At 65.4% G+C, this 26,063-nt stretch carries 27 protein-coding genes; 13 read left to right on the top strand and 14 right to left on the bottom strand.

The genetic code is table 11. The features are described from left to right. Positions 1–110: 110 nt before the first annotated feature. From JQ616_RS19395 to JQ616_RS19405, 3 genes are all read right to left on the bottom strand, one after another. Entirely contained in the window at positions 111–1,331 is a 1,221-nt protein-coding gene (locus JQ616_RS19395; protein WP_212016961.1) for an NAD(P)-binding domain-containing protein, read from the bottom strand. Between the two features lie 100 nt (positions 1,332–1,431). After that, the gene (locus JQ616_RS19400) at positions 1,432–2,790 is read right to left on the bottom strand and encodes a metallophosphoesterase family protein (protein ID WP_212016963.1); all 1,359 of its coding nucleotides are present in this window, start codon (positions 2,788–2,790) and stop codon (positions 1,432–1,434) included. Positions 2,791–2,850: 60 nt separating this feature from the next. Then, a complete protein-coding gene (locus JQ616_RS19405) occupies positions 2,851–3,750 on the bottom strand; it encodes a LysR substrate-binding domain-containing protein (RefSeq protein ID WP_212016964.1) in 900 nt (299 codons plus the stop codon). A gap of 107 nt (positions 3,751–3,857) precedes the next feature. Between JQ616_RS19405 and JQ616_RS19410 the strand changes: the two genes are divergently transcribed. Further along, on the top strand, positions 3,858–4,091 hold the full coding sequence (locus JQ616_RS19410; RefSeq protein WP_212016966.1) for a hypothetical protein: 234 nt from the start codon (positions 3,858–3,860) through the stop codon (positions 4,089–4,091). Between the two features lie 12 nt (positions 4,092–4,103). Here the strand turns inward: JQ616_RS19410 and JQ616_RS19415 are convergent, their stop codons facing one another. Continuing rightward, entirely contained in the window at positions 4,104–4,715 is a 612-nt protein-coding gene (locus JQ616_RS19415) for an SCO family protein (protein ID WP_212016968.1), read from the bottom strand. A 20-nt stretch (positions 4,716–4,735) separates the two neighbouring features. Further along, positions 4,736–5,851, bottom strand: a complete 1,116-nt coding sequence (locus JQ616_RS19420) for an MBL fold metallo-hydrolase (protein ID WP_212016970.1) — start codon at positions 5,849–5,851, stop codon at positions 4,736–4,738. A gap of 233 nt (positions 5,852–6,084) precedes the next feature. On the opposite strand from JQ616_RS19420, the gene JQ616_RS19425 reads away from it, so the two are divergent. Beyond that, positions 6,085–6,792, top strand: coding sequence for a glutathione S-transferase N-terminal domain-containing protein (locus JQ616_RS19425; protein WP_212016971.1), 708 nt, complete (start codon positions 6,085–6,087; stop codon positions 6,790–6,792). Positions 6,793–6,911: 119 nt separating this feature from the next. Here JQ616_RS19425 and JQ616_RS19430 read toward each other — a convergent pair whose 3' ends face one another. Continuing rightward, positions 6,912–7,703, bottom strand: coding sequence for a crotonase/enoyl-CoA hydratase family protein (locus tag JQ616_RS19430; protein ID WP_212016973.1), 792 nt, complete (start codon positions 7,701–7,703; stop codon positions 6,912–6,914). A 90-nt stretch (positions 7,704–7,793) separates the two neighbouring features. Here JQ616_RS19430 and JQ616_RS19435 point away from each other — a divergent pair, with 90 nt between their 5' ends. After that, positions 7,794–8,390, top strand: a complete 597-nt coding sequence (locus JQ616_RS19435) for a TetR/AcrR family transcriptional regulator (protein WP_212016975.1) — start codon at positions 7,794–7,796, stop codon at positions 8,388–8,390. A 141-nt stretch (positions 8,391–8,531) separates the two neighbouring features. Then, positions 8,532–9,707, top strand: coding sequence for a peptidase M15 (locus JQ616_RS19440; RefSeq protein ID WP_249137003.1), 1,176 nt, complete (start codon positions 8,532–8,534; stop codon positions 9,705–9,707). Positions 9,708–9,823: 116 nt separating this feature from the next. On the opposite strand, the gene JQ616_RS19445 is transcribed toward JQ616_RS19440, so the two are convergent. Then, complete coding sequence (locus JQ616_RS19445; RefSeq protein ID WP_212016977.1) at positions 9,824–10,498, bottom strand: HAD family hydrolase; 675 nt, start codon at positions 10,496–10,498, stop codon at positions 9,824–9,826. A gap of 310 nt (positions 10,499–10,808) precedes the next feature. Here JQ616_RS19445 and JQ616_RS19450 point away from each other — a divergent pair, with 310 nt between their 5' ends. The 3 genes from JQ616_RS19450 to JQ616_RS19460 all read left to right on the top strand — a co-directional run bounded on the left by JQ616_RS19450 (position 10,809) and on the right by JQ616_RS19460 (position 14,031). Continuing rightward, positions 10,809–12,380 carry a DUF1800 domain-containing protein gene (locus tag JQ616_RS19450; protein WP_212016979.1) on the top strand — a complete coding sequence of 524 codons (1,572 nt, stop codon included), beginning with the start codon at positions 10,809–10,811 and terminating at the stop codon, positions 12,378–12,380. Further along, positions 12,377–13,606 carry a DUF1501 domain-containing protein gene (locus JQ616_RS19455; RefSeq protein WP_212016981.1) on the top strand — a complete coding sequence of 410 codons (1,230 nt, stop codon included), beginning with the start codon at positions 12,377–12,379 and terminating at the stop codon, positions 13,604–13,606. The genes JQ616_RS19450 and JQ616_RS19455 overlap by 4 nt, the downstream gene beginning before the upstream one ends. Before the next feature lie 80 nt (positions 13,607–13,686). Next, the gene (locus JQ616_RS19460; protein WP_212016983.1) at positions 13,687–14,031 is read left to right on the top strand and encodes an endonuclease domain-containing protein; all 345 of its coding nucleotides are present in this window, start codon (positions 13,687–13,689) and stop codon (positions 14,029–14,031) included. A gap of 68 nt (positions 14,032–14,099) precedes the next feature. Here the strand turns inward: JQ616_RS19460 and JQ616_RS19465 are convergent, their stop codons facing one another. The 3 genes from JQ616_RS19465 to JQ616_RS19475 all read right to left on the bottom strand — a co-directional run bounded on the left by JQ616_RS19465 (position 14,100) and on the right by JQ616_RS19475 (position 16,708). Continuing rightward, complete coding sequence (locus JQ616_RS19465) at positions 14,100–15,041, bottom strand: aldo/keto reductase (RefSeq protein WP_212016985.1); 942 nt, start codon at positions 15,039–15,041, stop codon at positions 14,100–14,102. A 293-nt stretch (positions 15,042–15,334) separates the two neighbouring features. Continuing rightward, on the bottom strand, positions 15,335–15,796 hold the full coding sequence (locus tag JQ616_RS19470; protein ID WP_212016987.1) for a GNAT family N-acetyltransferase: 462 nt from the start codon (positions 15,794–15,796) through the stop codon (positions 15,335–15,337). A 96-nt stretch (positions 15,797–15,892) separates the two neighbouring features. Beyond that, positions 15,893–16,708, bottom strand: coding sequence for a PAS-domain containing protein (locus JQ616_RS19475; protein WP_212016989.1), 816 nt, complete (start codon positions 16,706–16,708; stop codon positions 15,893–15,895). A gap of 211 nt (positions 16,709–16,919) precedes the next feature. Between JQ616_RS19475 and JQ616_RS19480 the strand changes: the two genes are divergently transcribed. Next, positions 16,920–17,273 (top strand): DMT family protein, encoded by a 354-nt coding sequence (locus JQ616_RS19480; RefSeq protein ID WP_212016991.1) that lies wholly within the window; start codon positions 16,920–16,922, stop codon positions 17,271–17,273. A 10-nt stretch (positions 17,274–17,283) separates the two neighbouring features. Here the strand turns inward: JQ616_RS19480 and JQ616_RS19485 are convergent, their stop codons facing one another. The 3 genes from JQ616_RS19485 to JQ616_RS19495 form a co-directional block, all read right to left on the bottom strand. Then, positions 17,284–17,439 (bottom strand): hypothetical protein, encoded by a 156-nt coding sequence (locus tag JQ616_RS19485; RefSeq protein WP_212016993.1) that lies wholly within the window; start codon positions 17,437–17,439, stop codon positions 17,284–17,286. Positions 17,440–17,500: 61 nt separating this feature from the next. Then, positions 17,501–17,677 carry a hypothetical protein gene (locus JQ616_RS19490; protein ID WP_212016995.1) on the bottom strand — a complete coding sequence of 59 codons (177 nt, stop codon included), beginning with the start codon at positions 17,675–17,677 and terminating at the stop codon, positions 17,501–17,503. Between the two features lie 181 nt (positions 17,678–17,858). Beyond that, a complete protein-coding gene (locus JQ616_RS19495) occupies positions 17,859–18,506 on the bottom strand; it encodes a glutathione S-transferase family protein (RefSeq protein ID WP_212017860.1) in 648 nt (215 codons plus the stop codon). A 608-nt stretch (positions 18,507–19,114) separates the two neighbouring features. On the opposite strand from JQ616_RS19495, the gene JQ616_RS19500 reads away from it, so the two are divergent. From JQ616_RS19500 to JQ616_RS19510, 3 genes are all read left to right on the top strand, one after another. Beyond that, positions 19,115–20,317 (top strand): pyridoxal phosphate-dependent aminotransferase, encoded by a 1,203-nt coding sequence (locus JQ616_RS19500; protein WP_212016997.1) that lies wholly within the window; start codon positions 19,115–19,117, stop codon positions 20,315–20,317. A 250-nt stretch (positions 20,318–20,567) separates the two neighbouring features. After that, the gene (locus JQ616_RS19505; protein ID WP_212016999.1) at positions 20,568–21,092 is read left to right on the top strand and encodes a DUF992 domain-containing protein; all 525 of its coding nucleotides are present in this window, start codon (positions 20,568–20,570) and stop codon (positions 21,090–21,092) included. 259 nt (positions 21,093–21,351) lie between these two features. After that, the gene (locus tag JQ616_RS19510) at positions 21,352–21,834 is read left to right on the top strand and encodes a DUF992 domain-containing protein (RefSeq protein ID WP_212017001.1); all 483 of its coding nucleotides are present in this window, start codon (positions 21,352–21,354) and stop codon (positions 21,832–21,834) included. Here the strand turns inward: JQ616_RS19510 and JQ616_RS19515 are convergent. Then, on the bottom strand, positions 21,831–22,763 hold the full coding sequence (locus JQ616_RS19515; RefSeq protein WP_212017003.1) for an alpha/beta fold hydrolase: 933 nt from the start codon (positions 22,761–22,763) through the stop codon (positions 21,831–21,833). The two genes, JQ616_RS19510 and JQ616_RS19515, sit on opposite strands and share 4 nt — an antisense overlap. A gap of 125 nt (positions 22,764–22,888) precedes the next feature. On the opposite strand from JQ616_RS19515, the gene JQ616_RS19520 reads away from it, so the two are divergent. Beyond that, a complete protein-coding gene (locus JQ616_RS19520) occupies positions 22,889–23,797 on the top strand; it encodes a LysR substrate-binding domain-containing protein (RefSeq protein WP_212017005.1) in 909 nt (302 codons plus the stop codon). A 177-nt stretch (positions 23,798–23,974) separates the two neighbouring features. Continuing rightward, positions 23,975–26,023 (top strand): elongation factor G, encoded by a 2,049-nt coding sequence (locus tag JQ616_RS19525; protein ID WP_212017006.1) that lies wholly within the window; start codon positions 23,975–23,977, stop codon positions 26,021–26,023. The last annotated feature ends 40 nt before the right edge of the window (positions 26,024–26,063 follow it).

Raw genomic sequence — 26,063 nt, forward strand, 5'->3', positions numbered from 1 at the left:
GCGCGGTGCCCTATGTGAACCAGATCACAAATCGCGCGGTTTATTTCCGTGGAGCAAATCAGTTCCGGCTTCTTGTTTGCCGCAGCGTCCTCGGAGCTCCCGGAACAGCGCTAACCGCGGGCCGCGATGTGATCGGCGAGCACGGCCGCGTCGTCGCCGACTCCCGACAGGAACGAGGATTTCATCTTCGACAGCCATTGCAGGCCGAGGAAATAGAGGCCCGGCACGTCGGAGACACCATGGCGGTGCCGCGGTGCTCCATCGGCATCCAGCACCGGTATTTCGATCCAGTCGAGGTCGAGGCCATAGCCGGTGGCCCAGATCACCGAGTTGATCCGCTCGGTGCGCAGGTCGATCGTCGCAAGCGGCGCGGTCAGGCAGGGCGGATCGGTCAGGCGGACCCGTGCCAGGGGATCTTCGGGTTGATCGAGGCCGCGGGCGGTGACGAACTCGTCGACGATCCCCAGGAATGTCGCGTAGTAGGCGTCGCCATTGGCGATGTTGGTGGCGAGATCGGGTGCGATCTCAAGCACGCCGTCGCGCGCCGCCGTCACGCGGCCGAGCAGCGTCACGCCATCGGCGGCGAAGCAGCGGAAATCGATGGTATGACCGCCATGCGCGCCCGAGATCACCGGCAGCAGGCGCGTTGGCCCCCGCTGCTCGACCGGAGTTTCGTCGACGCCCATCTCGGCCAGCCACCAGAACAGGTCGCGCCCGCGATAGCGGCGCGGCAGGCGGTTGTGACGTCCGACCGAGAGGAAAACCCGGCGGCCGGCGCGCATCAGCTCGTCGGTGATCTGTGCGCCCGAGGCGCCGGCGCCGACCACCAGCACCGCGCCATCGGGCAATTGCGCGGGATTTTTATAGCTGGAGGCATGGACCTGAAACAGGCCGGGGTGATCGCGCAGCAGCGCCAGCCGCGACGGCCGCTGATAGGGGCCGGTGGCCACCACGACGTTGCGGGCATTGATGCTGCCGCCGGCAATCTCGGCAACGAAGCCGGTGGCGTCGCGGCGCAGCCTCGTGACCTCGACGCCGCAGCGGAGCGGCGGCGCGACGAAACTGGCGTAGGCCTCGATGAAGGCGATGATGGCTGCGGTGTCCGAGAAGCCGTCGGGATCGCTGTGCGGAAATGCAAACTCCGGCAGCCGCACCGACCAGTTCGGAAACTGGAACATCAATCCGTCCCAGCGTTCGCTGCGCCAGCGCTCGGCGATGCGCCGCCGCTCCAGCACCAGATGGGCGATGCCGCGCTGCTTCAGTCGATGGCTCATGGTGAGCCCGGCCTGGCCGCCGCCAATTACCAGCGTGTCGATCCGTTCGGTCTGCATCGGTGAACCATGGCCCAAACGCCCCGCGCAGGCCAGCATCGCGCGTTCGCGAACTTGAACCCGCGCCCGGTCCCTGAGGACCGGGCATCGGCGGCCGGGATCAGTTCGCGACCAGATGGCGGTCGGCGAGGCGGACGGTGACCATGTCGAAGCGCGATTGCGCCAGCGAGCGGACGCCGACCTGGTGGAAGCCGATCTTGAGATACTGCTTGTCGACGTCGATGCGGAGGTAGCCGTAATTGTGGTCGTCGTACTTGGCGAGGATCAGCTTGTGGACCTTGGCGACCGGCTTCGGTCCCTCCAGATAGGTGACCTCGGAGTTGGCGTTCGGCTCCTGGGCCGGCGCGCCCTTGCGCGGCATAACCAGCGGATTGACGTTGTGGCCGCCGTCGCCGCAGACGATGAAGGGCACGCCGATTTCCTTGAACTTGTCGAAGGCCATCAGGCGAGTGTAGCGCTGGTAATTGTGGGCGTGGCCGGACAGCACGGCGTGGGGATAGACCCCGACCTCGTGGCATATCGTGTCGATCTCCGCCCACATCTCGGTGCTGCAGCCGTGATTGCCGCCGGCGCCCCCGCTCTTCGTCGGCCTCGGCGAGTAGCTGAACGGCGGGTGGTGCATCGCGATGATGACCGCGCCGGCATACTTCTCCTGTTTGATGCGATTGAGCTGGGCGCGCAGGAAGTCGATCTGGACATTTGAGACCGTCGGCCATTGCTTGCTGAGGTTGGAAATCACGCCGGGATCCTCCAGTGCATTGCTGAACAGTCCGATGATGCGCACGAATGGCGCGTCGAGCGTGAAGTAGACGCCGGGTTGCGTCATCGCGGTCCGATGCAGCGAAGCGGCCTCCGGCGTGATCACGGTGGTCGGCGAGCAGAAATTGCGCTGGAACGTGGTCAGCGGCACCGCAGCCGGAGCGGTGCCGGGCACGATGAAGGAGTCGTGATTGCCGGGGATGGCGAAGATCGGCGCCGGGTAGTTGCGGAATGGCTCATAGAACTGGTCGTAGTAATATTGGGCCTCGCCGAAATTATAGACGACGTCGCCGAGGTGATAGAGGAAGGCGGCAGGCTGGCGCTGACCGTGGGACGACGCGCTGTCGAGCGTGACCTGATCCGCGACGCGCAGCTCGTTGAAATATTTCCGCGCGTTGGAGGCGCCGGAATCGCCGAAGGCGTGAAATGAGATGCTCTTGGCCTTGTTGATCTCTGCGATGACCTGCGGTCCGAGCTTTCCATAGGCCGACGCCAGGCTGAACATCTCGTTCGGCGCCTGTCGCGACGGCGGAATGGCGACGACGTTCCGTTTCGCGAGGTCGCCGATCTGCGTGTAGATGGCGCTGTCGCTGGGGTGTTCGACGGAAAATGCGGTCGGATCGTGCGAGGGACCATGTTCGCCGAATGTCGGCTCCTGGAATAGCGGTTGGCTCAACCTGGTCTGGGGGGATCGTGCCATGGCAATCTCTCCGTGATGAAAAGCGAGCGCCGTTCAACCTAAGAGAGAAATTATCCTGCTTCAATACCTTCGAATGTGCCGTGCCGCGGCAGGTTCGGCGGCGGCACGGATGATCCAGCGCCGGAACGCGGCGAAGTCGCGCTGCTCGGCGTGGAAGCCGCGATAGACCAGGTACCAGCGCATGCCCTTCGGTACGCTGAGCGCAAACGGTGCCACCAGCCGGCCGGCGGCGAGGTCATCGTCGACATAGGGCCGGATCCCCATCGCGATGCCGAGCCCGTCGCTGGCTGCCTGCAATGCCTGGCCGTAGAACTGGAATTCCGGCCCGCGCGCATTCACCCGCGGCACGCCGGCGGCCTTCAGCCAGGATGGCCAGTCATCGGGCGAATGCGCGACGCGGATCAGGCTCGGCCCCTTTAGATCGGCGGGGCGCTTCAAGACTGCGGCGAACCGCGCGGTGCAGACCGGCATCAGGTCGGCGGCGAACAGCGGCTCGGCGACCAGGCCCGGCCACTGGCCGTCGCCGAGCTGGATGCCGCAGCTCCAGTCGTCGGCGAATGGCACCGCCATGCCGCCGGTCGTGATCCGCACCTCGATGTCGGGCTCGGCTTTGCGGAACTCGGCGAGGTGCGGGATCATCCATTTCATCGCGAATGTCGGACCGACGCCGACGGTGAGCACCCGCGCGCTCGCCGACGCCGTGACCTGTGCGGTGAGGCTCGCCAGCGCGTCGAAGATCGGCGTCAGCCCGCCCTGATAGGCGCGTCCGGCCGGCGTGGTGACGAGGCGGTTGGCCTTGCGCTCGAACAGCGCGACGCCGAGCCGCTCTTCCAGGAGATGCACCATCCGGCTGATCGCTGCGGCCGAGACGTTGAGCTCGCTTCCTGCGGCTGCGAAGCTGCCGGTGCGCGCCGCAGCCTCGAATGCCTTGATGCCGTTGAGAAAGAGCAGCCGCCGCATGAACCCTCAGGAAAACTGATGCAAGGGCAAGATAACTCAGTTTGCGGGCAGAGGCCAAGCGGCGCAGAAATATGGGGCAATGAACCTGCTGACGCGGCGAGGACCACATGACTGAGATGTCAGACGCCCTGGTGCTCGATCTCGTGGAATGGGTCGCACGCGAGCCGCGGCCCTATGCCGAGGTGCTCGAGGTCTGGCGCACCTCATGCCCACGGCTGACGATCTGGGAAGACGCCGTCGACCGTGGCTATGTCGCGCGCCGTCCGTCAGTCGAGGGCATGCGGGTGATGGTGACGGAAACCGGCGAGACTTTTTTGCGCGCGCATGGGCGGCTGCATTGACGCAGCGCGAAGTCAGCGCGCCGGCTCGGCGAGCCGCGGCCGGATGATCTCGACCATGCGGTCGGCCGAGGTGCCCGGCGGAAAGAAGCCAAGATAATTGCCGTCGCGGTCCATTAGATAGATGTAGGCGGTGTGATCGACGGTGTAATCGCCGGCGCCCTCGAGCGGCACTCGGGCGTAATAGACCTTGTAGGCATCGGCGACCGTGCGGATCGCTTCACGGCTGCCGGTCAGCCCGATCAGCCGCGGATGAAACATCGGCACGTAGTCGGCGAGATGGGCTGCGGTGTCGCGCTCGGGATCGACCGTGATGAAGATCGGTTGCACCTGATCGCCGTCGGGGCCGAGCTTGTCGAGTGCGAGCCCGATCGCCTGCAGATCGGTCGGGCAGACGTCGGGGCAGTAGGTGAAGCCGAAATAGACCAGCATCAGTTTGCCGCGGAAGTCCTTGTCGGTGCGTGCATGGCCGGCCTGATCGGTCAGCGCGAACGGGCCGCCGACCGGCTCCCGGTTCCACATCAATATGTCCATGATCTCGGCGGCCGATCGCGCCGATTGCGCTGGCGCATCGCCGGCCAGCGCTGGCGCCAGCGTCAGCCACAGGCCGGCGCCGACGCATGTCATGGCGCGCAGGATTGATCGGATCATATGCCGAAGGAAAGGCGGCTGCCGGTGGTCGTGACCAGCACCTTGTCGCCCATCTGCGCGGTCGCCTCCTGCACGAAGTTGAGCCCGGAGCAATGCATCGGGATCAGCACGTCGGGATCGAGCTTCTTGATCTCGGCGACGACCTCGGTGAGGTAGTCCTTCGGCGCCGGTCCGAGATGGAAGCCGCCGACGATCGCGTGCACCTTCTGGATGCCTGAGACCTCCTGCGCCTGCTTCACCGAATTGACGATGCCGACATGGCCGCAGGACGAGATCACGACGAGGCCGAAATCCTTCACGTTGAAGCAGGTGGCGTGTTCGTGGATGTGCTCGTCGGGCACGATCTTGCCGTCCATCTCGGCCGGTAGATAGTGGCTGGCGTTGCAGCCGAGCCCGTCCTTGATGCCGAACTCGACCCAGGTCTGCGGCAGCACGCGCTCGATGCTGCGGCGGGTGATCTTGCCGGTCGTGAAGGCGTGGCCGGCGATCACGGTCGGGGTCTCGCACAGCACCGTGGTGACGCGCTGCGCGGCGAGCTGGCGGCGATCCAGCGTGCCGAAATCGGTGAACTGGCCCTTGGTCGGGGTCGGGCTGACGCGGTGGCAGAAATTATCCTCGCCGCCGGCGTAGAGCTTGACGTCGGCCGGCAGCTTGTCGCGGAATTTGTCGAGGAAGCCGTTGAGGCCGCCGAAATGGTCGTAATGCCCGTGGCTCACGATCAGCGCGTCGAGCTTGGACGGATCGACGCCGACCAACTCCATGTTGTTGAGCAGCACCTCGGGCGTGTAGCCATAGTCCAGCATCAAGCTGCGCTGCTTGCCGGCGGCTTCCGATTCCAACCACAGCGACAGGCCCCATTCATTGTGCAGCGATTTGCGGAAGTCGGCGCCGCGCGCCGCCGGCGCGATCGAGACGCCGTGCGCCTGCTTCGGCCGCAGGAACAGGTCGAAGCTGGAATCGACCAGCACGCGGATCGAGAGCTTGTCGACGGTCGGCACCTCGATCGGTGCCGCGCTCGCGATCTCGACGCAGGAGAATGCGCCGGCGGCCGCGGCGCCGGCGATCGCCGCCGAGCCTTTCAGGAAATCACGTCGTGCCAAATCTCGTGTCATCACAATGCCCCATGTTCTGAAAATTCTTAAATACGAAGTATGCGGAGCCTAGGTGCAATCGGGGCGCAGCTCAATCGGTCGCTTGCGTTGTTTGCAGATCACATTCGCGCGCGGCGCAATGCGGTGCCATTGACTTGGGTGCGGTTATGCGCCCAACTCCATGCAATCGCATCTTTCTTGCGCATCTTTCTCGCCGATGCGTCAGCAATCCCTGGAAATGCAGGATCACGCCCATGATCGATCTTCACTACTGGTCCACGCCGAACGGTCACAAGATCACGATGTTCCTCGAGGAGACCGGCCTCGCATACAAGATCTTCCCGGTGAATATCGGCAAGGGCGATCAGTTCAAACCGGACTTCCTCCAGGTCGCGCCGAACAACCGTATTCCGGCGATCGTCGATCATGCGCCGAAGGGCGGCGGCAAGCCGCTATCCCTGTTCGAGTCCGGCGCGATCCTGCTCTATCTCGCCGAGAAGACCGGAAAATTCCTGCCCCAGGATCTCTACGGCCGCTATGACGCGATCCAGTGGACGTTCTGGCAGATGGGTGGGCTCGGGCCGATGGCCGGGCAGAACCATCACTTCCGCAACTATGCGGTCGAGAAGCTGCCTTACGCGATCGATCGCTATGTCAACGAGACCAACCGGCTCTACGGCGTGCTCAACAAGCGGCTGGCCGACCGCGAATTCATCGCCGGCGATTATTCGATCGCCGACATGGCGAGCTATCCCTGGGTCGTGCCCTACAAGAACCAGGGCCAGGAGATCGACGACTTCCCGCATCTGAAGCGCTGGCTGGAGACCATCGGCAAGCGCCCGGCGACCGAGCGCGCCTACGCCAAGGCCAAGGAGGTCAATCCGAATTTCGGCCAGCCCGCGATCCGCACCGAGGAAGAACGCAAGCTGCTGTTCGGTCAGACCGCAGCGGTGGTGCGGTAGCCGTTGCGAGAGCGTAGGGTGGGCAAAGCGACAGCATGCCCACCATCCTGCACGGCTCGTGATGGTGGGCACGTCGCTACGCTCCTTTGCCCACCCTTGGCGACTGCGGAAGGAGCGCCTCACGCCCCGACATATTTCGCAGGCCGCCGCTCCTTCCACGCCGCAAGCCCCTCGGCCAGATCGCGGCTCGGCACCAGCGCGGCGAACTGCTCGCTCTCGACCAGCAGGCCCTCGGCAATCGGCGCATTGAGCCCGTGCGTCACCGCAGTGATGGTGCCGGAGACGGCACCGGGCGAATGCCTGGTGATGCGGCCGGCGAGCTCGCGCGCGGCGGTCTGCAATTGATCGTGCGGCACGATCTGGTTGATCAGCCCGATCTCGCGCGCGTGCGCGGGCGAGAACGGATCGCCTGCCAGCAGCAATTCCAATCCGCGCTTGCGCCCGGCCAGCCGAGGCAGCCGCTGGGTGCCGCCGAAGGTCGGCGGCATGCCGAGCTTGATCTCGGGTTTTGCAAACAGCGCGCGGTCACTGGCAACAGCGAGGTGCACGGCTTCGGTGATCTCGCAGCCGCCGCCGAAGGCGAGCCCGTTGACCGCGGCGATCACAGGCTTCTTGAACGCCTCGAGCCGCGCGGTCATGGCTTGTCCGCGGCGGACGAAGTCGCGCACCGCGACGGCTGGGCCCTGTTTCACGCTGTCAGAGAATTGCTTGATGTCGGCGCCGGCCGAGAAGGCGCGCTCGCCGGCGCCGGTCAGGATCACGGCGCGCACCGCGGCATCGCCCTCGATGCGGTCGAGCGCCGCCATCAGCTGATCGATCAGCGCGTAGTTCAGCGCGTTGAGCTGCTCGGGGCGGTTTAGGGTGATCAGGGCGATCCCGTCGGTGATCTCGAGCAGGATGGGGTCTGGCATGGTGCAGTCTCCGGCATTGGCGTTCGTCGAGCCGAATGTAAGGTGAGCTGCAATTTGTGTATATTCACTGGTTAGTATACATACGGGGTCATGCCCAGGCCCTCCGAGCCGACCCGCGCGCGCATCGTTCAGGCGGCGAGCGCGCTGTTCTACAATGAAGGCATTCGCCGCGTCAGCGTCGACGAGGTCGCCGCCAAGGCCGGCCTCACCAAGCGCACGTTGTATTATCACTTCAAGAGCAAGGACGATCTGGTCGCAGCCTATCTCGCCGCGCGCGACCAGCCCAATCTCGCGCTGTTCCGGAAATGGTTCGAGGAGGCTGAGGGCGGCGTGCCGGTGAAGGTCGAGGCGATCTTCAAGAACCTCGCGCGCTCGGCGCGGCACCCGAAGTGGAAGGGCTGCGGCTTCCTGCGCACCTCCGCCGAACTCGCCAACATGCCCGGCCATCCCGCGATCCGGATCGGCGCCGCGCACAAGAAGAAGTTCGAGGATTGGCTGCGCGCGACCTTCGCGGAGCAGGGCATTGCCGATCCACTCAAGCTGGCGCGGCAGATCCTGTTGCTGCTCGACGGATCATTCGCCGTCGTGCTGCTGCACCGTGACGCCAGCTACATGGAAACCGCGGGCGAAGCCGCGCGCACGCTGATTGCGATGGCGCTCAAGAAGAAGGGGCAAAAACGGGGGTAGGGCGCGAGTTGCATTCGGGCAACATCCTTCGGAAAGATGGGTCGTTAACCTTCTTTCGCCATTGCGCGACCACGCCCCGAGCGGATGATCGCATCGTCACATGCTTGCAATCTGGCTCCCAAGGAGCCCGTGGAGGCTGGGATGATGAACTCGCGGCGGGTGCGGGCGGCGACGTTGGGCGGGACGGTCGTTCTGTCGGGCTGCATTGTCTCGTGGTTTGCGGCGTTTGGTTCGGCTGGTATCGAGAAGATCAGCGCGTCAGTCACCGATGTGTCAGTCACCGGTGCATCGGTTGATGAGTCACGCGCACCAGCTGTCCTCGCCGATGCCGTATCGGCGATATCGCCGGCGACTGCCACGTCGGATGCTGCCGTCGATGGCCCTCATGCATTGACCATGAGCGAACAGGAAGCGCTGGCGACCGCCAAGGCTGCGCCGACCGTGCAGGAGACCGGACCTGTCGTCGAGGCCGCGTTGACCGATCCGGCGCTGCCGCCGGACATTCAACCGCTGCAGGCGCCGGCAGCGAACACGCCGGATCCGGAGCCTCGCGTGGTCAAGCCGGCGGTAGACTCCGTCGAAATCCTCGACGAGTGCTGGGACGTCAATGCCTGCATCGATCGCTATCTGTGGGCGCTCTATCAAAGGACGCCCAAGGAAGACACCATCAAGGTGCCTGAGCTGAGGGCAGTGACGGTCAAGAGAAAGAAGAAAATGGTGACGGTCACCAGAACCTTCACCAAGCTCGTCGATGAGGATTTCGCCTGGAAGGACACCAAGGCGGCCGAAAGAGCCGGCATGCCGATGATGGACTACGTCATGGGAGGCGTCGATCGGAGCTTCAAGCTGAAGCTCTTTCGTGCGCTTCTCGCGGCGGAACAGGCCGGACTGTCGCCCGGCATTACCAGCGCCTTCCGCGATGATTACCGCCAGTCGATTGCAAGCGGGCTGAAGGCGGCCAGCAACAAGTCGTATCACGGCGGCAGCTTCCGTGGCGGCTACGGCCATGGGCTCGCGGCCGACATCGTCAGCATCGACGGCGCGACTCGCGACGACCGCTGGAAATCGTCGGAAAGGCTCTGGAAATGGGTCGACGCGCACGGCAAGGAGTTTGGCGTCGCGCGCCCCTATCTCGATTTTGACCCGCCCCATCTGGCGCCAATCGATGGCAAGGAATACGCCGCTCACCGCGGTGGTGGCAAAACGCGGCAGGCGGCGCTGGACGCAAAGACGCGCACCCGTCACGCAGCGCATGACAACCGCGCGGCGGTGAAACGCGCAAAGACCGCGAAGTCATCGAAGGTGCGAACGATCTGAGCGGGTTCGCGATGCTTCGTATGGTGGGTTAGCCCGCCGGTTTGCGCAAAAGCACGGTCCGATGGCGGCTCCAGCATAACCCGCCAGCGTGGTGTCCGAAGTGCCCGCAACGACGGCTAAAGCGCGCCGCGCTCCTGCAGCAGCGCCAGCACGGCGTTGAGGTCCGGCAGCACGGCGGCGCATTTCGCGCGGGTCTCCTCCGTCGGCGGCGCGATGTCTGGCACCATCAGCGTGATCGCGCCGGCGGCGTGAGCCGCCGTGACGCCGTGGTTGGAATCTTCCACTGCGATGCAGGCCGCCGGCATCACGCCGAGCCGCGCGGCTGCCTTGAGATAGAGTGCCGGATCCGGCTTGCCGTGCGTCACGTCGTCAAGCGTCAGTAGCGTCTCGAAGCGGTCACGGATGCCGGCGAGCGTCAGGTTGCGCTCGGCCGATCGGCGCGACGACGAGGTGACGATCGCCGTCGTACGTCCCGCCGTGGCGATGGCGTCGAGCAGGGCGAGCGTGCCGCGCTTCAGCGGCAGGCCCGCGCGCATCATCTCATCGCGATGATCGAGAAAGGCCTGGTTGACGGCCTCGAGCGGAAACGTCGCGCCATAGTGCTCGCGCAGCATGGCTTCGCAGACCGGGCCGGGCAGGCCGACCATGGAATGGCACAGCGCGACGATGCCGTCGGTGTAGCCGCACGCGTTCAGCGCGGCGACTAGGCTGTCGAAGTAAACCTTCTCGGTGTCGAGCAGCGTGCCGTCCATGTCGAGCAGGATGGCGTCGACGGTCCAGGGTGCGTTCACGTGCCGCTCACCGCTTGTTGTTCCGCGAGCTTCCGCAGGCATGTTGGGCAGAGGCAGTCGCTGCCATCGGTCGGCATCGGCAGACGAAAGCTCTCGTCGGAACACCAGCACGGTCCCGCCGGCGCGCAGGCGAATTCGCTGCCGCATGCCGTGCAGGCAAGCCGGCGCGGAGAGACTTGTTTGGAAACATCGTTTGACGAGAGGTCCATTCTAACCGCGATTTAATGCGCGAATTAATCTCGGGTTCATCCCGGGCCGCGCTATGATGCCGGCACTGATATAGCCGGGATAGGCCGTTAAGGGAATTCTGATGGCCCGTGATTCGCAAGCCGCGCTGACTGCTCTCAACCGGTTTGGATTTGGCGCCCGCGGCGGCGCGGCCGGTGACTTCATCAACGCAGCCTCCGATCCGCGCGGCTTCGTGCTGGCGGAACTGGCGCGCCCCAACGGTGCGCTGCTCGAAGTGCCGGGCCTGCTCTCGACGCCGGAGCTCGGCAGGCAGGTGTTCGACTATCAGTTCGAGATCCAGCAGGCGCGCAATGCCGCGAAGGTCGCGCAGCACGGCGCCAGCGAGACACCGCCGCGAGGTTCCGACGCAACGCCGCCGCAGCGGCGCAATCTGTCGCTGTCCACGGCCGCCAAGGAGATCGCGGGCAAGGATCCGCAGGCGGTCGACAACGCCAATGCGGCGATGATGCCATCAGCAACGATGCAGCCTCCGACAATGCAGGCGGTGGCCAATCCGCCCAAGCCGCCGGCAGAGCCGCCCAACATCATCCAGAAGACGTTCCGTGCCGAGGCGCTGGCGCGGCTGCAGCGCAGCGTGGTCGCCGATTGTGGTTTCGTCGAGCGGCTCGTGGTGTTCTGGTCCAACCACTTCTGCATCTCTGCCAACAAGGGCGCGCTGGCGCGGATGTGGGCCGGCTCGTTCGAGCGTGAGGCAATCCGTCCGCACGTGCTCGGCCGTTTCTCGGACATGCTGAAGACCGTCGAGCAGCATCCGGCGATGCTGTTCTTCCTCGACAACCAGCAATCGTTGGGACCGGAGTCGCGCGCCGGCATCAATCGCCACCGCGGCCTGAACGAGAACCTCGCGCGCGAGATCATGGAGCTGCATACGCTCGGCGTCGGCGGCGGCTATACCCAGGACGACGTGACCTCGCTGGCGCGCGTCATCACCGGCTGGACCTTTGCCGGCCGCCAAGGTCGGCTCGGTACGCCCGGCAGTTTCGTGTTCAACGCCAATGCGCATCAGCCCGGCACGCAGCAGGTGCTGGGCAAGGCCTATGCGCAGGCCGGCATCGCGCAGGGCGAGGCGGTGCTGTCCGACATCGCGCGGCATCCCTCGACCGCGAAATTCATCGCGACCAAATTCGCCCGCCATTTCGTCGCGGACGATCCGCCGCCGGCGCTGGTGGCGAAGCTGCAGGACAGCTTCACCAAAACCGACGGCGATCTCAGGGCGCTGGCCACGACGCTGGTCCAGTCCAACGAGGCCTGGCAGGCGCCGCTGACCAAGATGCGTTCACCGTACGAATTCCTGGTCGCCTCCGGCCGTCTGCTGGCGCGCAATCCCGAAGACCCGGGCCGTTATCTCAACGGCCTAAATGTGCTCGGACAGCCGCTGTGGTCGCCGGCCGGACCGAACGGCTTTCCCGATACGAGCGCGGCCTGGGCGGCGCCTGAGGGCCTCAAGCTCAGGCTCGATATCTCGGCGCAAGTGGCGTCCCAACTCGCCGACCGGTTCGATCCGCGCGACCTGCTCGAGCTGGTCGCTGCGGATGCCGCGTCGGCGGAGACGCGGCGCACCATCGAGCGCGCGGAATCGCGGCAGCAGGCGCTGGCGCTGCTGCTGATGTCGCCGGAATTCCAGAGGAGATGACGATGGATTGCTCCGAGAGCCAGATGATGCAGGCGACGTCGCGGCGTACGCTGCTGCTTGGCGGCGCCTCGTTTGCCGCCTGGGCTTATCTGCCGAAATTCGCGCGCGCCGCCGATGGCCGCGATCCGCGTTTCGTCACCATCATTCTGCGCGGCGCGCTCGACGGCCTTGCCACCGTTGCTCCGGTCGGTGACCCCGATTATGCCGGCCTGCATGGCGCGATCGCGCTGCGCCCCGATGGACCGAACGCGGCCGTGATGCTGGATTCCTTCTTCGGCCTGCATCCGGCGATGCCGGAATTTGCGCGGATGTATCGCGCCAAGCAGGCCGCGGTGGTGCATGCGGTGGCGACCTCGTATCGCGACCGCTCACACTTTGACGGCCAGGATGTGCTGGAGAGCGGCTTCCCCGGTCCCGGCCGCGTGCAGTCCGGCTGGCTCAATCGCGCGCTGGAAGCATTGCCGAAGGGCGAGCGTGTGACCAGCGCGCTCGCGGTCGGCCCGACCACGCCGCTGGTGTTGCGCGGTGCGACGCCGACCGTCGGCTGGGCGCCGACCGCGTTGCCGCAAGCCGCCGACGACACCGCGATGCGGCTGCTCGATCTCTATCAGCACCGCGATCCGACGCTCGCGAGTGCATTGACGCAAGGCTTGCAGCTGGAGAAGCAGGCGCAGGGCGACGAGATGAAGCCGAAGCCCGGTGGTGGCGGCGCTGCGGCGATGCGGCTGGTGGCGCGCGGCGCCGCGAAGTTGATGGCGGCCGATGATGGCCCGCGGATCGGCGCGCTCGCCTTCGACGGCTGGGATACCCATGCCAATGAAGGCGGGCCGGTCGGCCGCCTCGCGCAATTGCTCGGCGGCCTCGACGGTGCGCTGGCGGAATTCCAGAGCGGCCTCGGCGCGCGCTGGCGCGACACCGTGATCGTGGTCGCCACCGAATTCGGCCGCACCGCGCGCATCAACGGCACCGAGGGCACCGACCACGGCACTGGCACCATCGCGCTGCTCGCCGGCGGCGCGGTCAACGGGGGCCGGATGATCACCGACTGGCCGGGCCTGAAGGTGGCCAATCTCTACCAGGCCCGCGATCTCGCCCCGACCACCGACCTTCGTGCCGTGATCAAGGGCGTGCTGCACGACCAGTTCGGCCTCGGCGAGCGCGTGCTGGCCGACGCGGTGTTTCCGGATAGTGCGCCGGCGAAGCCGATGAAGGGGCTGGTGGCTTGACTTCCTCAACCTCTCCCCGCTCTTTGCGGGGAGAGGTCGGAAGCAATGCATCGCGTTGCTTCCGGGTGAGGGGCAGGGCAATGCGTGGCCGCAAGGAAACGCCTATCCGACTCGCGAGAAGACTGCGCGCCAATCAAACGGACGCGGAGATTGCGCTTTGGAATCGCATCCGGGATCGCCAGATCGATGGTCACAAGTTCGCGCGACAAGTGCCGATCGGGAGCTACATCTGCGATTTCGTCTGTCGCGAGAAGCAGCTCGTGATCGAGGTGGATGGCGGCCAGCACGCGGAGGCGGCCGCAGACGTCGTTCGGGACCGGCATTTGGCGGATGAAGGGTACCGTGTGCTTCGCTTCTGGAACAACGATGTGCTCGGCAACATCGAGGGTGTGCTGATTACGATTCAGACTGGGTTGCGTGGATAGACGCCCCTCACCCCAACCCTCCCCCCGTGAAGGACGGGGAGAGGGAGCGGAGAAAGCGCCGCTCGGTCTCAGCCCTTCGTAATCCCGTCGATCTCCGCCATCTCCTCCGCGGAGAGCTTCCAGCCGATCGCTTTCACGTTCTGCTCGATCTGCTCGGGACGCGTCGCGCCGGCGATGACGCTGGCGACCTGCGGGCGAGCGGCGAGCCAGGAGAAGGCGAGCTCGAGCATGGTGTGGCCGCGCTCCTTGGCGAAGGCCTGCAGCTTCTCGACGATGTCCTCGTTGCGCGGCGTCACGTAGCGGTCCTTCAGGGCCGGCGCCTTGGCGAAGCGGGTGTCGGCCGGCGCGGCGGTGCCGCGCTGGTACTTGCCGGTCAACAGACCGCTGGCCAGCGGGAAGAACGGCAAGAGGCCGAGATTGTATTGCTGCGCGGCGGGCAGCAGGTCCTTCTCGATGCCGCGCACCACCAGGCTGTATTCGTCCTGGCAGGACACGAAGCGGTTCACGTTCATCTGGCGCGCGACGTATTCGGCTTCAGCGATCCGCCATGCCGGGAAGTTGGAGTTGCCGATGTAGCGCACCTTGCCTTGGCGCACGAGATCGTCCAGCGCGCGCAGCGTCTCGTCGATTGGGGTCAGGGGATCGTAATCGTGCTGCTGGTAGAGATCGATATAGTCGGTCTTCAGCCGGGTCAGGCTGGCTTCGACCGCCGACATGATGTAGCGCCGCGAGGCACCCTGCCTGGTGCCGTCGGTCGCCATCGGCTTGGAGAATTTGGTGGCGAGCACGATGTCCTTGCGGCGGTCGCCCAGCACGGTGCCGAGCACGGTTTCCGAGCCGCCCATGCCTGCATAGATGTCGGCGGTGTCGAACAGGGTGATGCCGAGATCGATCGCCTTGTGGATCACCTTGCGCGAGGTTTCCAGATCGGTGCGTTGTCCGAAATTGTTGCAGCCGATGCCGACCGCGGACACGCGCAGGCCGGAGCCGCCGAGATTACGAATTTCCATGAGACAATCCTGTGGGGATGGGCGAGGGATGCGACGCATTGTGACAAGCACGCCGAGGGTGGGCAAGGTGCAGCCCTACCGCCGACCATGCATGGCAAAGTCGCAAAAATAGCGATCTCGCGAACTGGAAATGTCGAAAAAAAGCGGTCCCGGTCAGACGCGGCGACTGACGGGGACCGCTCGGGGCGCGAGATCTGAGACGGGGGGCCTGATCTTACGCGAGGCAAAGCCTAGCCGGGCTTTGTAACGTGCAGGTGACACCTTTATTCGATCCACAGGCTGTGCATGCGTGCTCAGAGAATCTTGCGATAGATCACGAAGCCGGGCTTGTCCGCGACCTTGTCATATAGCTGCATTGCGGTGTGATTGGTCTCATGCGTCTGCCAGTAGACGCGCGGCGACCCGACGAGCTTGGCCTGCGCGTAGACGCCGTTGATCAAGGCGCGGCCGACGCCCTTACCGCGCGCGGCCTCGCTGGTGAAGAGATCCTGCAGATAGCAGGTCGGCGCGATCGCGGTGGTCGAGCGATGAAACAGATAGTGCGTCAAACCGAGCAACGTGCCGCCGGCGTCGGCGACCAGCGCATGCACCGGCTCGTAGGCATCGAAGAAGCGCGCCCACGTCATTGCCGTGATCTCGGGCGCGAGCGCGGTCGGTCCGGATCGTTCATAGAAGGCGTTGTAGCCGTCCCACAAGGGAAGCCACTGGGCGTAATCGTCGCGCGTGACGAAGCGGATGGTGACGTCGTCGGACATGGGTTGGATGATCCCGCATTGCACGATGCGTTGCGCATCGCCTGTCGCGTTTTATCGCCGCCGTCGTACGGGATCAATTGCGGACGAGGTCGCGCCTCATTCGGCCGCGCGCAGCAATCGCGCCAGATGGCGTTCGCGCCCGGCGCGCTGCGCCCGGTATTCGTCGGCCTTTGCCGGATCGTCGGTGTGCCGCACAAGGTCGGTCACCGGCGTATAGCTCAGCATGCGGCCGCCGTCGGGCAGCGCCGTGCAGCTGAAGCGCAACACCTGGCCGTCGGCGAGATTGAGGTTGATCGGTGTGGAATCGCCTGAACGCATCATCGCGATGCGATCAGTGATGAATGCGCTGAGCTCGTCTTCCGGCAATTCATAGGCGCCGGTATCGCGGCCATGATACATCAGCGCGACGAAGGGCGGTTTGCTCTCGGCCTGCGCATCCGACAGCGCGAAATAATCGCGGAAGGCGCGGTTGATGAATTCGGCGCGGGTGTCGGCATCGAGCAGCACGATGCCGATATCGACCCGGTCGAGCGCGGCGGCGAGCCGCTCTGACGTGGCGTGGTGCTGCTGGTCGGCGGCAAAGGCGTCGATCCATTTCTGCCGCAGCATTCCGGTGATCAAGGCGGTGCCGGCCGCGGTCGCCGCCAGCAGCAGCATCCGCGCGACGTCGGCCGTGTCATAGCCAGGCAGCGCGCGATGATCGAGGAAGAACAGCGCCGAGCCAGCCACCGCGATCGCGGCGGAGATCAGCCCGGAGGCGATGCCGCTGATCGAGCTCGCCAGCGCCACGATGCAGACGAACAGCGGCGCGGGATTGGGGACGGCGACAACGAGGCGATCGATCAGGAAGGCGGCAAGCGCTGTGATCGCCGTCAGGGCCGGGCCTGAAATTGCACGCCAGTCGAACCGCATGCGTGTTCTCGCTATCTGTCGAACAAACGATAAAGCGTTAGTTTGACAACAGGGCCGCAACGGCGCCGGCATTTCGGTCGTGACCGTTAAGCGGGCCTTGCGCGGGCTGAACCAGCTTTCGCTGCTTTCAAATCAAATGATATGCAGATCGGTATGGAACCCGGTTCCGGGCCTGCGGGTTACCGCCTGCTTTGCTTGCAAGAGGACATCGATGCCCGCCATTTCGCCTTCGCTGCTGCCGATTCTGATGCTGTTCGCCTCGAACGTCTTCATGACCTTCGCCTGGTACGGTCACCTCAAGTTCAAGGACCATTCGCTGCCCCTCGTCATCATGGTGAGCTGGGGCATCGCCTTCTTCGAATATTGGCTGGCGGTGCCGGCCAATCGCTGGGGCAGCGCGGTCTATAGCGCGGCGCAGCTCAAGACCATGCAGGAGGTGATCACGCTGGTCGTGTTCGCCGGCTTCTCGGTGCTGTACCTGAAGGAGCCGCTGGGCTGGAATCACGCGCTCGGATTTGCCTTCATCGCCGCCGGCGCGTTCTTCATCTTCCACAAATGGAGCTAGCGCATTGGCGCTAGCGGTGCGGAGCCTGTTTGGCGGCGGGCGTCGTCACCGGCGCGGGGTGGCCACGGTCTTCGCCCTGGGTGCCGGTCACGATCAGGAGCGATGCCGCCAGCAGGATCGCCGCTGACAGCGTCACGGTCACAAGTCCGACGGGGGTCTTCATCATGTCGCGCCGCTGTCTCTCCCGCGCCTTGCCGCGGATCAGGTGCTAACTGGAATTTTCTGAATTACGCCGGGATCGCAGTTACCATGCTCAGGTTGCTCGACAGCACCGTCACGGCGACGACCAGGCACAGCGTCAGCGCGCCAAGCGCGAGCGACGCGGCGATCGCGTTCGTCAGCCGGGATGATGCCACTGGGGCAAGGCGGCCGTGGAAGCCTGCCGTGCCGGACCACCGTCTCATGGTCTAAATCCCTCAGGCCGCGAGCGAATCACTCGCGACATCCGAACGAATCTGCCGATGGTCACCGGCAACATTGCGGCGGCGGGGTCCCCCGAAAATGGCCGAAATACGGCCAAACGGGCAGTTTTGCCCGCTGTTTAGGCAGTTTCCCCGCTGTTCCCGCTATCCAGGCCCAGTTGTTTCAGAGGCCGGCCACAAGGCGGGCCTGCGGCTCGGCGTCGGGCTGCCAATCCATCGAGACGAATCCGGGGGTCTGCTCGACCCGTTTCAGCCAGGCGCGGATCGAGGGGAAAGTCGTCAGGTCGAAGTCGCAGCGGTCGGCGACATGGGTGTAGCCGTAGAGCGCGATGTCGGCGACGGTGAACTGTTCGGCGGCGAAAAAGGTGTGCCCCTTGAGGTGATTTTCCATCACCTGCAGTGCCGCGTAGCCGCGCTCCATCCAGTCCTCCAGCGCGTGGGTCTGCAGGTCGCGCCCGCCCTTGACCAGCGACAGCCAGAAATAGGCGGCGCCGATATTCGGCTCCAGCGCATGCTGCTCGAAGAACATCCACTGCAGCGCCTCGGCGCGCTCGATCCGCGACTCCGGCGCCAGCGGCGTGCCGATCGCAACGTACCAGAGGATGGCGTTGGACTCGGCGAGATAGCGGCCGTCGGCGACCTCGAGCAGCGGCACCTGGCCGCTTGGATTCTTGGCCAGGAAGTCCGGGGTGCGGCTCTCGCCGCGCAGGATGTCGATCTCGATTGCCTCGTACGGCGTGTTCAGCACGGCAAGCGCCAGCCGGACCTTGTAGCTGTTGCCGGAGCGCTGCATCGAATAGAGCTTGTACATTGCGTCGGTGTTCACTCGGATCAGGGAGACGGTACGCTCGAGATTGCGCGGCCTGTCACACCGCAACGCCGCTAAACAATGATGCCGACAGGGGTGCGTCGCAAGCCCTGCAATGTGGAAAAAGTCGAAACCTCTACCGCACTGCACGCGTGCAGAACGATTCCATCAACACGGCCGAACACCAGGGATCACGGCTGCGCGACGCTGTGCACGGTGCCGGTCGATGCCGTCGCTGCCGTGCGGCCGACGCGCTGCAATTTACAAACGTTAACGCACGATGTGCCGGCTGGCAGTGGCGTCCGATGGCCCGTCGTCGGCACTGTCAGGCAAGCGCCGCGCGGCAGATTGTCCTCGGAGCAATCCGCACTGGCGCACGCCGCCGGAGGCCTTGCCGGCAGGGCTGGAGCGGCCACAGCCGCGCTTGCCGGATATGAGTCATTTGGGGCCGGAACTTGCGGAAAATTGCGCATGCTGCGAGCCATGCGTGAAAGTTTTCGTGCTTTACCGCCAAGCTTCTTGCGGTGCAGCGGCGACAGGCCTAGGGTGCCGCGATCCCATTCAAATCAAGTCGTGGCCCAACGGCTCACGACGTTTGCCAGGAGATGATAATGGCCTTCCTGTCCGCTGCGCTCGACCGTGTGAAGCCGTCCGCGACGATCGCGGTCACGGACAAAGCACGCGCGCTGAAAGCCGCGGGCCGCAACGTCATCGGCCTCGGTGCCGGCGAGCCGGACTTCGATACGCCCGCCAACATCAAGCTGGCTGCGATCCACGCGATCGAGGCCGGCAAGACCAAGTACACCGATGTCGGCGGCATTCCGGAGCTCAAGGAAGCCATCATCAACAAGTTCTCGCGCGAGAACGGCCTGAGCTACAAGCCGAACCAGATCATCGTCGGCACCGGCGGCAAGCAGGTGCTGTACAACGCGCTGATGGCGACCATCAATCCGGGCGACGAGGTGATCATCCCGGCGCCGTACTGGGTCAGCTATCCCGAGATGGTGGCGCTCGCCGGCGGCGAGTCGGTGCCGGTGGTGTGCCCGGCCTCGACCGGCTTCAAGCTGCGTCCGCAGGACCTCGAGAAGGCGATCACGCCGAAGACCAAGTGGGTGATCCTGTGCTCGCCGTCGAACCCGACCGGCTCGGCCTACACCAGGAGCGAGCTCAAGGCGCTCACCGACGTGCTGGTCAGGCATCCGCATGTCTGGGTGATGACCGACGACATGTACGAGCACCTCGTCTATGACGACTTCGTCTTCACCACCGCGGCGCAGGTCGAGCCGAGCCTGTACGATCGCACGCTGACCGTGAACGGCGTGTCGAAGGCCTACTGCATGACCGGCTGGCGCATCGGCTATGCCGGCGGCCCGGCGCAGCTGATCAAGGCGATGGCGACGATCCAGTCGCAGTCGACCTCGAACCCGTCGTCGATCGCGCAGTGGGCGTCGGTCGAGGCGCTGAATGGTCCGCAGGACTTCATTGCCGCGAACAACAAGGTGTTCAAGGAGCGCCGCGACCTCGTGGTGTCGATGCTCAACCAGGCGAGCGGCATCGAGTGCCCGCGGCCGGAAGGCGCGTTCTACGTCTATCCGTCCTGCGCCGGCACGATCGGCAAGACGGCGCCGACCGGCAAGGTGATCGACAATGACGAGGCGTTCGTCACCGAGCTGCTGGAGAGCGAGGGCGTTGCCGTGGTGCAGGGATCGGCGTTCGGTCTCGGACCGGCGTTCCGCATCTCCTACGCCACCAAGACCTCGGACCTCGAGGATGCCTGCAAGCGCATCCAGCGCTTCTGCGGCAATCTGCGTTAATTGTTTCTGATCTAAGAAAACGCTCCCGCACCAGATGCGGGAGCGTTTTTGTTTGTGGCATTCAATCGCCTGCCGGTAAAATCGCAGAGTCAAATCACAAGCAGCTCACTTCACGCGCGTGTGTGCGAACATCGATGCCACAGGCGGGAAGTTTTTACGGCCTCTTTGCGAACTGCCTTGTTTTGGACACGACCCTTGCTTTCTGTCCGCCGCACAAATTCCAGTTCAGTTCACCTTGCGGAGACAGATAATGCGACTTTCGACTCTCACCCTTGCAGCGCTTGCGTTGCTGGCGCCGTTCGCCACCGCCAACGCGGCGCCCCAGCAGGTTCAGGCCGGGGTTCTGCAATGCCAGGGCGGCGAGAACGTCGGCTTCGTCGTCGGCTCTGTTGCCCGCCTCGAGTGCGTGTTCCAGAGCGGCGGCCGCCGCCCCGAGCCCTATGTTGCGACCGTGAAGCGCATCGGCGTCGACCTCGGCGTCACCGCGACCACCCAGCTCGCCTGGGCCGTCAGCGCGCCGACCACGCAGCTCCCGCGCGGTGCGCTTGCCGGCAGCTACGGCGGCGTCGGCATCAACGCCTCGGTCGGCCTCGGCGCCGGCGGTAACTTCCTGTTCGGCGGCCCGAACAACGCCTACGCGCTGCAGCCGATCAGCGTGCAGGGCCAGACGGGCCTCAACGTTGCGGCCGGCATCGCCGGGATCGATCTCGAGCCGGTTGCCTACGGTCCGCGCCGTCACCATCGCCATCACCGTCATCATCATCACCACCACTAAGCCGGTCGGTGTTCGATCAGAGAGGCCCGCGAAAGCGGGCCTCTTTTTGTTGTCGGTTGTTTGCTGTCCGTTGCTCGGCCAGATCGGCAGGCCCGGTGGAACATAGCAGCGCCGCAACATCTCCCAACAATTGGTGGCCGAGCACCGCAAATTCTGGCTGACCATGCGATGTTATGGCATAGGATGCGAACGGCGCCGCACACACGGCGCCGTTCTGTTCTCTGCTCGCGTCATGCCTCTCAGCCGGAGACTCCCCAACATGCGTCGCTTCACTCTCCTCGCCGGTGCTGCCATTGCCACGCTGATCGCAATCGTTGGCGCCAACGCCCAACAGCCGAGCCAGCGCGTTCAGGTCGGCGTCCTGGAATGCCGCGGCGGCGCGAGCATCGGCTTCATCGTCGGTTCCGTGACCAACCTCGGCTGCGTGCTGCGCGCCAATGGCATGCCTGAGGACCGCTACATCGCGACCATCCACAAGGTCGGCATCGATCTCGGCATCACGCAGGAGTCGGCATTGGCCTGGGGCGTCTACGCACCGGTGGAACGGCTCGGGCCGGGTGCGCTCTCCGGCAATTACGCCGGCGCGCAAGGCAGCGCGACGCTCGGCGTCGGCGTCGGCGGCAACGTGCTGGTCGGCGGCTCCGACAACACCATCGCCCTGCAGCCGCTCAGCGTGCAGGGCCAGGTCGGCGTCAACGTCGCCGCCGGCCTCGAAAGCCTCGAGCTGCGTCCAGGTCGCTAAGGCGCGCGCGCCGCGTTCTCCAATCGGCCGAAGAAGCCGCGGGCTTCTTCGGCAACGATCCCGGGTGCTTCGGCGTGAACATAGTGCCCGGTGTCGACGAACCTGATCGACGGTTCGCTCCAGTAGTCATTCAACCTGTCCGACCATTCGGGCGCGATCAATGGATCGCGGCGGCCCCAGAGAAAGCGCGATGGCACGTCGATGCGCGGCTGCGCCGGCAGCTTGCCTTCGAGCCACAAGCGGCGATTGGGCGCGGAAGACAGATACCAGTCGAAGCCACCCTGGATGTTGCCCGGCTTCATGAAGTTATCGACATAGGCTTCCAGCAGATCGCCGAACACGGCGGCATCGTCGCCCGACCAGTGGTCGAGGAAATGGCGGAAATAGAGTCGGCATGACTCGCGCGAGCTTCCGACCAGTTGCGCGGCCCATGGCAGCTGCTGGAAGTATTGATACCAGACTTCGATCAGGTGGCCGGGCTGGCCGTAGCGCTGGCCGAGGCCCGGATAGGGCGTGCAGAGATAGAGCGTGCCGGTCAGCCGCTGCGGGGCATGATGCGACATCGCCTGCATGACATAAGCGCCGAGATCGCCGCCGATCGCGCCGAAGCTGCCATGGCCGAGCGCATCCATGACTGCGAACATATCCAGCGCGTGGCGCTCCGCAGTCGCGGACGCGTCGGGGCCCGGCACCGGCTTGCCGGTGTCGCCGCAGCCGCGCAGGTCGGGCGCAATCAGCTCGAAGCTGTCGCCGAGGTGCAGCATCAGCGGGCGCCACACCAGCCAGAACTCCGGCCAGCCATGGAGCAGCAGCAGCGGCGGGCCCTTGCCGAACCGCGCGACGTTGACGCGCAGGCCGTCGATGTCGATTTTCTGTTGCTTGATGCCAGCCGCGGCTGCGTCCGCGAAGGCTTTTTCCAGTGCCGTCATTGCGACCTCCTGTGGTTTTGCCGCAGGCTGTCCGCGTTCGCGCGTCCGGTCCAATACTCGTTCGATACGCTAGCAGAGCTATTGCGTATTGCTGCCGGCGCCGGCCGCCGTGCTATATCGCCGGCATGGAATTGCGACACCTGCGATATTTCGTGGCGCTCGGCGAAGAATTGAATTTCACGCGCGCGGCCGAGCGGCTGCACATCGCGCAACCGCCGCTGAGCCAGCAGATCCGTCAGCTCGAGGAGGAGCTCGGCGTCACGCTGCTGCAACGGAATAGCCGTCCGGTCAGGCTCACCGAGGCCGGCGAGCTGTTCCTTGTGCGTGCCCGCGCGCTGCTCGCAGGTCTCGAAGAGGCAGTTGCGGACACGCGGCGCGTCGGTCGCGGTCAGGCCGGCAAGCTCGGAATCGGTTTCGTCGGCTCCGCGATGTTTGCCGGCCTTGCCGATATTGTCGGCGCCTATCGCGACGCCTGTCCCGATGTCGAGCTCGTGCTTGACGAGATGCTGGCAGCCGAGATCGCCGAGGCGCTGCGGCGGCGTCGCATCGATGTCGGCTTCGCGCGTCCGGCGCTGTTGCCCGAAGCGGGTCTTGCCCAGCGTGTCATCCTCGATGAGCCGTATGTTGCAGCGCTGCCGCGCGCGCATCCCCTCGCGGCGCGCGGCGAGATCGCGCTCGCCGAATTGTCCGACGATGCCTTCGTGCTTTATCCGGTCCGCCCCGAGCCTTCGGTCACCGGCCTGATCATCGCGGCCTGCCAGGCCGCCGGCTTCACGCCGCGGCTTGCGCAGGAGGTGCTTCATCTGCAAACTGCGATCGGCCTGATTGCCGCGGGCGTCGGTGTGTCGCTTGTTCCGGAGGCCGCGGCACGCGCGCAGACGGGGCGCGGCGTGGCTTACGTGCGGCTTGCTGCGCCAATGGTGACGGCGCCGCTCACGATCGCGTGGCGTGAAGAGGATGTCTCGCCCGCCGTGCAGCGCCTGCTCGACATCGCGACGCGCTGGCGCGGGATCGCGCTGCGCTCTGCGCCCTGAGGAACCGACGAGCGGACGCAATCGACTGGACGATGACGGCGCTGCGCGCTGCCATCGCAAACTTGCGCGACGCCGCACCGCAGCGACGTTTTCCCGCTTGCCAAAAGTCAAACGCAGGCAGAGCATGAATGGTCGCCGACCCAATCATGGGCCGAGCTCCAAAACGAGGAGGCGGCAATGGGACAAGACGTCAGAAGTCCCCGAGGTCCACGGTGCATCGCGCTGGTGGGCCCTTTCCAAAGCGGTAAAACCACACTTCTGGAAGCGATCCTGGCGCGCACAGGCGCCATCAAGTCTGCCGGCAGCGTCGATGCCGGAACCTCCGTCGGCGATGCCAGCCCCGAGGCGCGTCAACACAAGATGGGCGTAGGCCTGACCGCCGCGACCACCACCTTTATGGGGGACAGCTACACCTTTATCGATTGCCCCGGCTCGATCGAATTCGCGCACGACATGCGTGCCGCGTTGCCGGCAGTCGATGCAGCGGTCGTGGTCTGCGAGGCTGACGAGAAGAAGCTGCCGCAGCTGCAGATCATCCTGCGCGAGCTCGAGGAGCTCGGGATTCCCCGTTTCCTGTTCCTGAACAAGATCGATCGCGCCAACAAGCGCGTCCGCGAGACGCTTGCGACGCTGCAACCGGCCTCGCGTGTCCCGCTGGTGCTGCGCCAGATCCCGATCTGGAACGGCGATCTGATCGAGGGCTTTGTCGATCTCGCGCTGGAGCGCGCCTTCGTCTATCGCGAGCACAAGCCGTCGGAGGTGATGGCGCTCGAGGGCGGCAATCTCGACCGCGAGAAGGAAGCCCGCTTCTCGATGCTGGAGAAGCTCGCCGATCACGACGATGCGCTGATGGAGCAGTTGCTGGAGGATATCCAGCCGCCGCGCGATGCCGTGTTCGACGATCTCGCCCGCGAACTGCGCGAAGGGCTGATCTGCCCGGTGCTGCTGGGGGCGGCGAGCCGCGAGAACGGCGTGCTCCGTCTGATGAAGGCGCTACGCCATGAGGCACCCGGCGTCACTGAGACCGCCAAGCGGCTCGGCATCAAGGAGCAGAAGGACGCGCTGGCCTACGTGTTCAAGACCGTGCATTTGCAGCACGGCGGCAAGCTGTCGTTCGCACGCCTGCTGATGGGCCGGCTCGATGACGGCGCGACGCTGCAATCCTCGTCCGGCGACAGCGGGCGGGTCTCCGGCATCCTCGCGGTCTCGGGCGCGCATGACAGCAAGCGGCCGCAGGCCGAGGCCGGCGACGCCGTCGCGCTCGGCAAGCTCGATGCGATCAAGACCGGCGATACGCTCTCGAGCGGCAAGACGGCTCCGGCCTCGCTGGTCAAGGTCGAGCCGGCTGCGGCCGTGCTGTCGATCTCGATCGCCGCGACCGATCGCAAGGACGACGTCAAGCTCGGCCAGGCGCTGCTGCGCCTGAACGAGGAAGATCCCTCGCTGACCATGATCCAGAACCCGCGCACCCATGACACCGTGTTGTGGGGGCAGGGCGAGATGCATCTGCGCGTCGCGCAGGAGCGGCTGAAAGACCGCTACGGCGTCAGCGTCAAATCGCATCCGCCGGCGATCGGCTACCAGGAGACCATCCGCAAGGCCGTCACCCAGCGCGGCCGGCACAAGAAGCAGTCCGGCGGCCACGGCCAGTTCGGCGACGTCGTGCTCGACATCAAGCCGAAGCCGCGCGGCTCCGGTTTCGAATTCCACGAGAAGGTGGTCGGCGGCGCGGTGCCGCGCAACTATATCGGCGCGGTGGAGGAGGGGGTCGTCGACGCCCTGACGCGTGGGCCGCTCGGCTTCCCCGTCATCGACGTCGATGTCACGCTGACGGATGGCTCCTATCACAGCGTCGACTCCTCCGACTTGGCCTTCCGGACCGCGGCCAGGGTTGGCGTCAGTGAGGCGCTGCCCCAGTGCCAGCCGGTGCTGCTGGAGCCGATCCACATGGTCGAGATCGTCTGTCCGACCGATGCGACCGCCAAGATCAACGCGATCCTGTCGGCGCGCCGCGGCCAGATCCTCGGCTTCGATACCCGCGACGGCTGGAGCGGCTGGGACTGCGTTCGCGCCACGATGCCGGAATCCGAGATCGGCGACCTCATCGTCGAGCTGCGCTCGGCGACCGCCGGCGCCGGCACCTTCAAGCGCCAGTTCGACCGCATGGCCGAGGTGACGGGCCGTGCCGCCGACCAGATCATCGCCGCGCATCGCGACGCGGCGTGAGGCTGTCGCAACAATCACGCCCCGCGCGGGCGTGATTGTT

Origin of the sequence: Bradyrhizobium tropiciagri, assembly GCF_018130545.1 — a bacterium.
In the GTDB taxonomy this organism is placed as follows: domain Bacteria; phylum Pseudomonadota; class Alphaproteobacteria; order Rhizobiales; family Xanthobacteraceae; genus Bradyrhizobium; species Bradyrhizobium tropiciagri_A.

Excerpts from the sequence above, each read along its gene's own strand:
- JQ616_RS19395 (WP_212016961.1), bottom strand. The coding sequence starts at position 1,331 with ATGCAGACCGAACGGATCGACACGCTGGTAATTGGCGGCGGCCAGGCC.
- JQ616_RS19400 (WP_212016963.1), bottom strand. The coding sequence starts at position 2,790 with ATGGCACGATCCCCCCAGACCAGGTTGAGCCAACCGCTATTCCAGGAG.
- JQ616_RS19405 (WP_212016964.1), bottom strand. The coding sequence starts at position 3,750 with ATGCGGCGGCTGCTCTTTCTCAACGGCATCAAGGCATTCGAGGCTGCG.
- JQ616_RS19410 (WP_212016966.1), top strand. The coding sequence starts at position 3,858 with ATGACTGAGATGTCAGACGCCCTGGTGCTCGATCTCGTGGAATGGGTC.
- JQ616_RS19415 (WP_212016968.1), bottom strand. The coding sequence starts at position 4,715 with ATGACATGCGTCGGCGCCGGCCTGTGGCTGACGCTGGCGCCAGCGCTG.
- JQ616_RS19420 (WP_212016970.1), bottom strand. The coding sequence starts at position 5,851 with ATGACACGAGATTTGGCACGACGTGATTTCCTGAAAGGCTCGGCGGCG.
- JQ616_RS19425 (WP_212016971.1), top strand. The coding sequence starts at position 6,085 with ATGATCGATCTTCACTACTGGTCCACGCCGAACGGTCACAAGATCACG.
- JQ616_RS19430 (WP_212016973.1), bottom strand. The coding sequence starts at position 7,703 with ATGCCAGACCCCATCCTGCTCGAGATCACCGACGGGATCGCCCTGATC.
- JQ616_RS19435 (WP_212016975.1), top strand. The coding sequence starts at position 7,794 with ATGCCCAGGCCCTCCGAGCCGACCCGCGCGCGCATCGTTCAGGCGGCG.
- JQ616_RS19440 (WP_249137003.1), top strand. The coding sequence starts at position 8,532 with ATGATGAACTCGCGGCGGGTGCGGGCGGCGACGTTGGGCGGGACGGTC.
- JQ616_RS19450 (WP_212016979.1), top strand. The coding sequence starts at position 10,809 with ATGGCCCGTGATTCGCAAGCCGCGCTGACTGCTCTCAACCGGTTTGGA.
- JQ616_RS19455 (WP_212016981.1), top strand. The coding sequence starts at position 12,377 with ATGACGATGGATTGCTCCGAGAGCCAGATGATGCAGGCGACGTCGCGG.
- JQ616_RS19460 (WP_212016983.1), top strand. The coding sequence starts at position 13,687 with ATGCGTGGCCGCAAGGAAACGCCTATCCGACTCGCGAGAAGACTGCGC.
- JQ616_RS19465 (WP_212016985.1), bottom strand. The coding sequence starts at position 15,041 with ATGGAAATTCGTAATCTCGGCGGCTCCGGCCTGCGCGTGTCCGCGGTC.
- JQ616_RS19470 (WP_212016987.1), bottom strand. The coding sequence starts at position 15,796 with ATGTCCGACGACGTCACCATCCGCTTCGTCACGCGCGACGATTACGCC.
- JQ616_RS19475 (WP_212016989.1), bottom strand. The coding sequence starts at position 16,708 with ATGCGGTTCGACTGGCGTGCAATTTCAGGCCCGGCCCTGACGGCGATC.
- JQ616_RS19480 (WP_212016991.1), top strand. The coding sequence starts at position 16,920 with ATGCCCGCCATTTCGCCTTCGCTGCTGCCGATTCTGATGCTGTTCGCC.
- JQ616_RS19485 (WP_212016993.1), bottom strand. The coding sequence starts at position 17,439 with ATGATGAAGACCCCCGTCGGACTTGTGACCGTGACGCTGTCAGCGGCG.
- JQ616_RS19490 (WP_212016995.1), bottom strand. The coding sequence starts at position 17,677 with ATGAGACGGTGGTCCGGCACGGCAGGCTTCCACGGCCGCCTTGCCCCA.
- JQ616_RS19495 (WP_212017860.1), bottom strand. The coding sequence starts at position 18,506 with ATGTACAAGCTCTATTCGATGCAGCGCTCCGGCAACAGCTACAAGGTC.
- JQ616_RS19500 (WP_212016997.1), top strand. The coding sequence starts at position 19,115 with ATGGCCTTCCTGTCCGCTGCGCTCGACCGTGTGAAGCCGTCCGCGACG.
- JQ616_RS19505 (WP_212016999.1), top strand. The coding sequence starts at position 20,568 with ATGCGACTTTCGACTCTCACCCTTGCAGCGCTTGCGTTGCTGGCGCCG.
- JQ616_RS19510 (WP_212017001.1), top strand. The coding sequence starts at position 21,352 with ATGCGTCGCTTCACTCTCCTCGCCGGTGCTGCCATTGCCACGCTGATC.
- JQ616_RS19515 (WP_212017003.1), bottom strand. The coding sequence starts at position 22,763 with ATGACGGCACTGGAAAAAGCCTTCGCGGACGCAGCCGCGGCTGGCATC.
- JQ616_RS19520 (WP_212017005.1), top strand. The coding sequence starts at position 22,889 with ATGGAATTGCGACACCTGCGATATTTCGTGGCGCTCGGCGAAGAATTG.
- JQ616_RS19525 (WP_212017006.1), top strand. The coding sequence starts at position 23,975 with ATGGGACAAGACGTCAGAAGTCCCCGAGGTCCACGGTGCATCGCGCTG.